Here is a 5843-nt window from a genome sequence, read left to right as displayed (position 1 = left end):
CCTGCCCACCAAGTTGTTTTTAAATACACAGATACCGGCTTGTTTATGGTTTTTAAACCGCGACGAGAACCGCTTGCGTAAAGGAGAGGTATTATTTATAGATGCCCGTAACCTTGGCCACTTGGTTAACCGCCGTACCCGTGAGTTTGACCAAACCGACCTGAACACCATATCCGAAACGTATCACCACTGGTTAAACAGCCGCGATGCTTATGACGATATAGCCGGATTTTGTAAATCATCAACCGTGGCCGATATTGAAGCCATGGATTATGTGTTAACACCAGGCCGATATATTGGTTTACCTGATGACGAAGATGACTTTAACTTCACAGAGCGGTTTACCACATTACAAACGGAGTTGGAGCAACAGATGCTTGACGAGGGCTTTTTAAACGAACGAATCAAAAACAATCTCAAATCATTGGTTTATGTGTAATAAATGTAACAGTTATAAAAAATCAGGCCACAACTATTGTAGGGTTTGCGGTTAGGAGCTAAACAAAGGATTTACAAAATATGTGCGAATAAATGAAGGATACTATACCGATGAGAAGTATTGTGGTTACTGTGGTGGCTTAAAAAACAATTGTAAATGCACTGGAAAGAATACAAATTCTCAGATTTCGTAACTATTAATCCTCAGGTTAAACTTAAAATGGGCGGAACCTATTCATTTGTTGAAATGAAGGATCTGGAACCATCGAATAAGTTTTGTGAGCCAAGCGCTGCGAGACTTCTTAGCGGTGGAACGAGGTTTGAAGAAAATGACACTTTATTTGCACGCATAACTCCCTGTTTAGAAAACGGCAAGATTTGCCAAGTTCGAAATTTAAATAATGGCTGGGGTTTTGGATCAACGGAGTTCCATGTGCTAAGAGGTAAAGAAAATGTTTCAACTAACGACTTTGTTTATTATTTATCACGCTGGCGCGATGTCAGAGACTTTGCAGAAATTAACTTACACGGTACGTCAGGAAGGCAACGGATGCCGAAAGAAGCGTTCAATGAGTTAGAACTATCTCTTCCCCCTCTCCCCGAACAAGAAGCCATAGCAGAGGTTCTAAGCAGCTTAGATGATAAAATAGACCTGCTGCATCGCAACAACAAAACGTTGGAAACAATGGCCGAAACGTTGTTCAGACAGTGGTTTGTGGAAGAGGCTGATGATAGTTGGGAGCAAACAACATTATATGATATTATTGAACTCGTTGGTGGAGGAACCCCAAAAACGGAAAATGAGGAATATTGGAATGGACCTATTAAATGGATTTCTGCAAAAGATATCACTCCAAACCATAAAGGGTTCATCATAAAAACAGAAAAAAGCATTAGTGAATCCGGTTTAAAACATAGTTCTGCTAAGGTGTTAGATAAATATTCGATCATTATATCTGCACGGGGTACTGTTGGCAAATACTGTCTAATTGCTGAACCAATGACTTTTAGTCAATCTAATTATGGGATTAAACCGAAACACAAAGGCAATAACTTCTTCACCTATTTGGTCGTTGCCAATAGCGTAGAAGAATTGCAATCAGCAGCATATGGTACGGTTTTCGATACGATCACAACAAAAACATTCAGCGAACTAAAATTAAATGTCCCGCCTTTAGATGAGATTGTAAAATTTGAAAATACTATTGCCCCATATTTTTTCAAAATAGAAGCTAACACTAAACAAATCCATAACCTGGGAAACATACGCGACACCCTACTCCCCAAACTAATGAACGGCACACTAAAAGTCAATAACCCGGTTACCGCATGACACGCATAGTTGAAAACGATATTGAACTTTGGGTAATTGAGGTATTGCAAACCAAGGGATTTATCTATATCCCACCCCAACAGCTCGACCCCGATTTTTCAACCGATCTGCGCAGCGGCTTATCCGATGTGGTGATAGAAACGCATTGTGAACACGCATTAGCACGTATCAATCCCAACATACCCATTTCTTCGTTAAAACAAGCTGTCAAGGAGGTTTTACGTACTCCCGGCAACGGCGACCTGTTATCATGTAACCAATATTTCCATACCTTATTAGTAGAGGGTGTTGATGTGGCCTTTACGGATAAGGGCGAAGAGATCACCAAAAAGGCAAAACTGATTGATGATATTAACCCGGCCAACAACCATTGGTACGTCACCCACCAGCTCACCATCATCGAAAACGGGCAACATAAACGCCCCGACATTATACTATATGTAAACGGGCTGCCCATCATTGTATTGGAATTGAAGAACCCAGCCGATGCCAACGCCACCATCGATAACGCTTACAACCAGTTCAAAACTTACCACCGCAGCATACCATCACTGTTCTGTTATAACTGCTTTGAGATCATATCCGACGGTTTAGAGGCAAAACTCGGTACGCTCACCAGTGACATATCCCGTTTCATGTCCTGGAAGACAGCCGACGGTAAAACAGAAGCATCCAGTAGAACCAGCGAACTGGCGGTGATGATGGACGGCCTACTCAATACCGAAGTGCTAACCGACCTTATATTAAACTTCATCGTGTTCGAAAAGAACAAGGTGGAAGATCTGCTGACCCGTACCATCCGTATCGAGGTGGTAAAAAAGATAGCTGCTTACCACCAATACTACGCGGTAAAAAAAGCCATCATCTCCACCCAACAAGCAAGTATTGATGGCGGTAACCGTAAAGGTGGCGTGGTATGGCATACACAAGGATCTGGAAAATCCTTGTCAATGGTGTTTTATACGGGTTTACTGGTAAAAGTGCTCCACAACCCAACTATTATCGTAATTACCGACAGGAACGACCTTGACGAGCAACTGTTTGATACGTTCGCCAACTGTTCGCAGCTGTTGCGCCAGGTACCCATACAGATAGAAAGTCGTACTGCATTGGTGAAAGAGTTGAAGAACCGCAGGTCGGGTGGAGTTTTCTTTACCACAATACAAAAGTTTTTACCCGAGGACGGTTCGAACAAGTTTGAGCAACTTTCCGACAGGCGCAACATTGTAGTGATAGCCGATGAGGCCCATAGGACACAATATGGCTTTGAAGCCAAAGTGCGGTACATCAAAGATGATGCTGGTATCGAGATAGGTACTGATATTGCCTACGGGTTCGCTAAACACATGCACGATGCCCTACCGGCGGCTACTTTTATCGGGTTCACGGGTACACCTGTTGAAAGTGATGACCGCAACACACAAGCCGTATTTGGTGAGTATGTAGATATTTACGACATAGAACGTGCCGTTAGGGATGGTGCAACCGTACCTATATATTACGAGAACCGATTCGCCAAACTAAAACTCGAAAAACTATTTACCGAAGACCTGGAGAACAAGCTCAGTATTGTTGCCGAAGGACTAACAGAATACACTGTCAACAAAGCGATTGAAAAATCAACCCGCCAGGAAGCCATTATCGGCCACCCCGAACGGTTAAAATTGATCGCCAACGATATCATTACCCACTTCGAAGGTCGTGCCGAGGTGTTTACAGGTAAAGCGCTCATTGTAGCGATGAACCGAAACATCGCAGTAGCCCTTTACAACGAGATCGTATCCATAAAACCCGACTGGCACGATACCCGTGATGAGTTCGGCAGTATCAAAGTCATCATGACGGGCAGTTCTGCCGATGAACAGCACCTTCAGGACCATATCCGCCCCAAAGCTAAACGTGCACTAATAGCCGCGCGGTTAAAAGAAAAGTCGGACCCGCTGCAAATGGTGATCGTGGTAGATATGTGGCTCACCGGGTTTGATGCGCCCATACTGCATACGCTGTATTTAGATAAGGACATGAGCGGCCATAACCTAATGCAAGCGATAGCGAGGGTAAACCGGGTATTTAACGATAAGCCGGGAGGTCTGATCGTGGATTACGTCCCGGTAACAGGTAACTTAAAAGCAGCGTTAAAAACCTATACCGAAAACAAAGGCCATGGTGAGATCACGCTCGACATATCCGAAGCGGTAAACCTGATGCTGACCAAATTGGAAGTGGTGCAGCAGCTTTACCACGGCTTTGAGTACAATACCTACTTCGCAGCCGGTACAGGCCAAAAGATGAACATTATCTTAGAAGCCGAAGAACATATACTCAGTATAGATAAAGGTAAAGAGCGGTATATTAAAGAAGTAACGGCTTTGGGTAAAGCATATGCCCTATCCAAATCAGAACCCGAAGCAGCCGAAGTAACCGAAGAGATCGCGTTCTTTCAGGCTGTCAAGGCCCGTTTAGCCAAGTTTGATATAGAAGTAACTGGTCAACGTCGTCGTGAATTTGAGAACACGATAAAATCGATGGTGGAGACAGCAATAGCAACGGATGGAATCGTAAACCTACTTGACCAGGCAGGTTTAGATAAACCCGAAGTATCCATTTTCAGCGAGGATTTCATGAACGAGATACGCAACATGAAACAAAAGAACGTGGCCATCGAGTTATTGAAGAAGTTGCTATCCGACCAGATAAAAATACGTTTCAAAAAGAACGTCGTCATCAACAAATCACTCACCGAAAAGCTACTGGCCGCCATCAACAAATACAACAACAAGTCCATTACCGCCCTGGAAATGATGGAGCTGCTGCTCGACCTTTCGCACGAGGTAAACCGGGAAACCGAACTCGGTAACTCATTGGGTTTAACCGAAACTGAGAAGGCCTTCTATGACGCATTAGCAGCCAACCAGAGCGCACTACAGATGATGGGCGACCGTCAGCTGGTCGTTATCGCCAAAGAACTTGTAGCGCGCGTAAAGCGTAGCACCACTACCGACTGGACAGTACGCCAATCCGCCAAAGACCGGGTAAAGCTTGAGGTAAAACGGGTGCTACGCTACCATAAGTATCCGCCCGATGATGAGGTAAGGGCAACTGATACATTATTGGAACAGGCGGAGATGTATGCGGTGGAGTTGGCGTAGAAAATCGCTACCCAAACCAAGCATACTGGAAAACATTGGTACCATGCTTGTTGCAAATGAACAAGTAACGGTCGCATAAATATATTAGTTGATAAATGAGAACATATTTATAGGGACCTTACGCTGCGATAATGAGCAAACTACACGATAACCGCAAAGAACACAAGCCCGCCAATAACCCTGCGCGATCTATTAGCTCCGGGAGTGATGAAAGTCACGAAGATATTCAGCGCACTCAAAATAATGCCAACCCAATATAAGAAAGTAGCGGTAAGCCATCCATTTTCAAAAGGGCTATTGCTATTGTAACGAAGGATACAAACCAACCCCATATAACAAACGTTATTTACCTTTTGATGCTCATTGTAACTGCGTTTTTGGCTTTCTACACATGGCGAGTATTTAACCAAACGACACGACAGACCGAAATTGCTGATAGTTCGGCCAAAGCATCTAAAATTTCTGCTGATGCTGCTAAGAAATCTGCAGATCTTCAAAAACAAGCTTTGGATAGCCAAATAGCAGCTAAAAAGCAATCTGATATTGCTGATGCACAAAAGCTTAAAAGAGATACAGATTTTACTAATAAACAGAAAAAGGGCATTGACGCTCAAATAGCTGCTATTAAACAAAGCAATGATGAATTCATAATACAGAATGAGCCCTTTTTGCAATGTAGAATCGATACTACAACAATCCAGATGCGGAACAACAATATTATCAGGGTTTTTTTCAATATTCAAAGTCTTTCTAAAATGCCAATTAGGGCTAACAAAAGTTTTTCTGGTCTTTTTCAGGGAAAAGATACGATTGGTGCCTGTAAAATCATTTTCAACAAATTTGTTAGAACTGTCGACGATGGCAGTTATTACCAAAACGTAAATGGTTTGCCCCTCGGAGTAGAAATGATTGATAGCGCAAAT

At 43.1% G+C, this 5843-nt stretch carries 5 protein-coding genes; all 5 read left to right on the top strand.

Annotated elements, in window-relative coordinates; translation table 11 throughout:
* Window positions 1-439 (top strand): N-6 DNA methylase (locus QZX97_RS17730; protein ID WP_295664866.1); only part of this gene is annotated, 439 nt, incomplete at its 5' end.
* A gap of 156 nt (window positions 440-595) precedes the next feature.
* Complete coding sequence (locus QZX97_RS17725; RefSeq protein WP_295648768.1) at window positions 596-1771, top strand: restriction endonuclease subunit S; 1176 nt, start codon at window positions 596-598, stop codon at window positions 1769-1771.
* Complete coding sequence (locus QZX97_RS17720) at window positions 1768-4920, top strand: type I restriction endonuclease subunit R (RefSeq protein WP_295648771.1); 3153 nt, start codon at window positions 1768-1770, stop codon at window positions 4918-4920. The genes QZX97_RS17725 and QZX97_RS17720 overlap by 4 nt, the downstream gene beginning before the upstream one ends.
* 131 nt (window positions 4921-5051) lie before the next feature.
* Window positions 5052-5180 (top strand): hypothetical protein, encoded by a 129-nt coding sequence (locus QZX97_RS17715; protein WP_295648774.1) that lies wholly within the window; start codon window positions 5052-5054, stop codon window positions 5178-5180.
* 93 nt (window positions 5181-5273) lie between these two features.
* Window positions 5274-5843 (top strand): hypothetical protein (locus QZX97_RS17710; RefSeq protein WP_295664864.1); only part of this gene is annotated, 570 nt, incomplete at its 3' end.

It is taken from the genome of uncultured Mucilaginibacter sp. (assembly GCF_903893715.1).
In the GTDB taxonomy this organism is placed as follows: Bacteria; Bacteroidota; Bacteroidia; order Sphingobacteriales; family Sphingobacteriaceae; genus Mucilaginibacter.
Note: the sequence above shows the minus strand (reverse complement) of the source record. Positions and strands in the feature narration are given on the sequence as shown.

Bases quoted from the DNA above. Each gene is read 5' to 3' on its own strand.
- QZX97_RS17725 (WP_295648768.1), top strand. From the start codon at position 596: ATGCACTGGAAAGAATACAAATTCTCAGATTTCGTAACTATTAATCCT.
- QZX97_RS17720 (WP_295648771.1), top strand. From the start codon at position 1,768: ATGACACGCATAGTTGAAAACGATATTGAACTTTGGGTAATTGAGGTA.
- QZX97_RS17715 (WP_295648774.1), top strand. From the start codon at position 5,052: ATGAGCAAACTACACGATAACCGCAAAGAACACAAGCCCGCCAATAAC.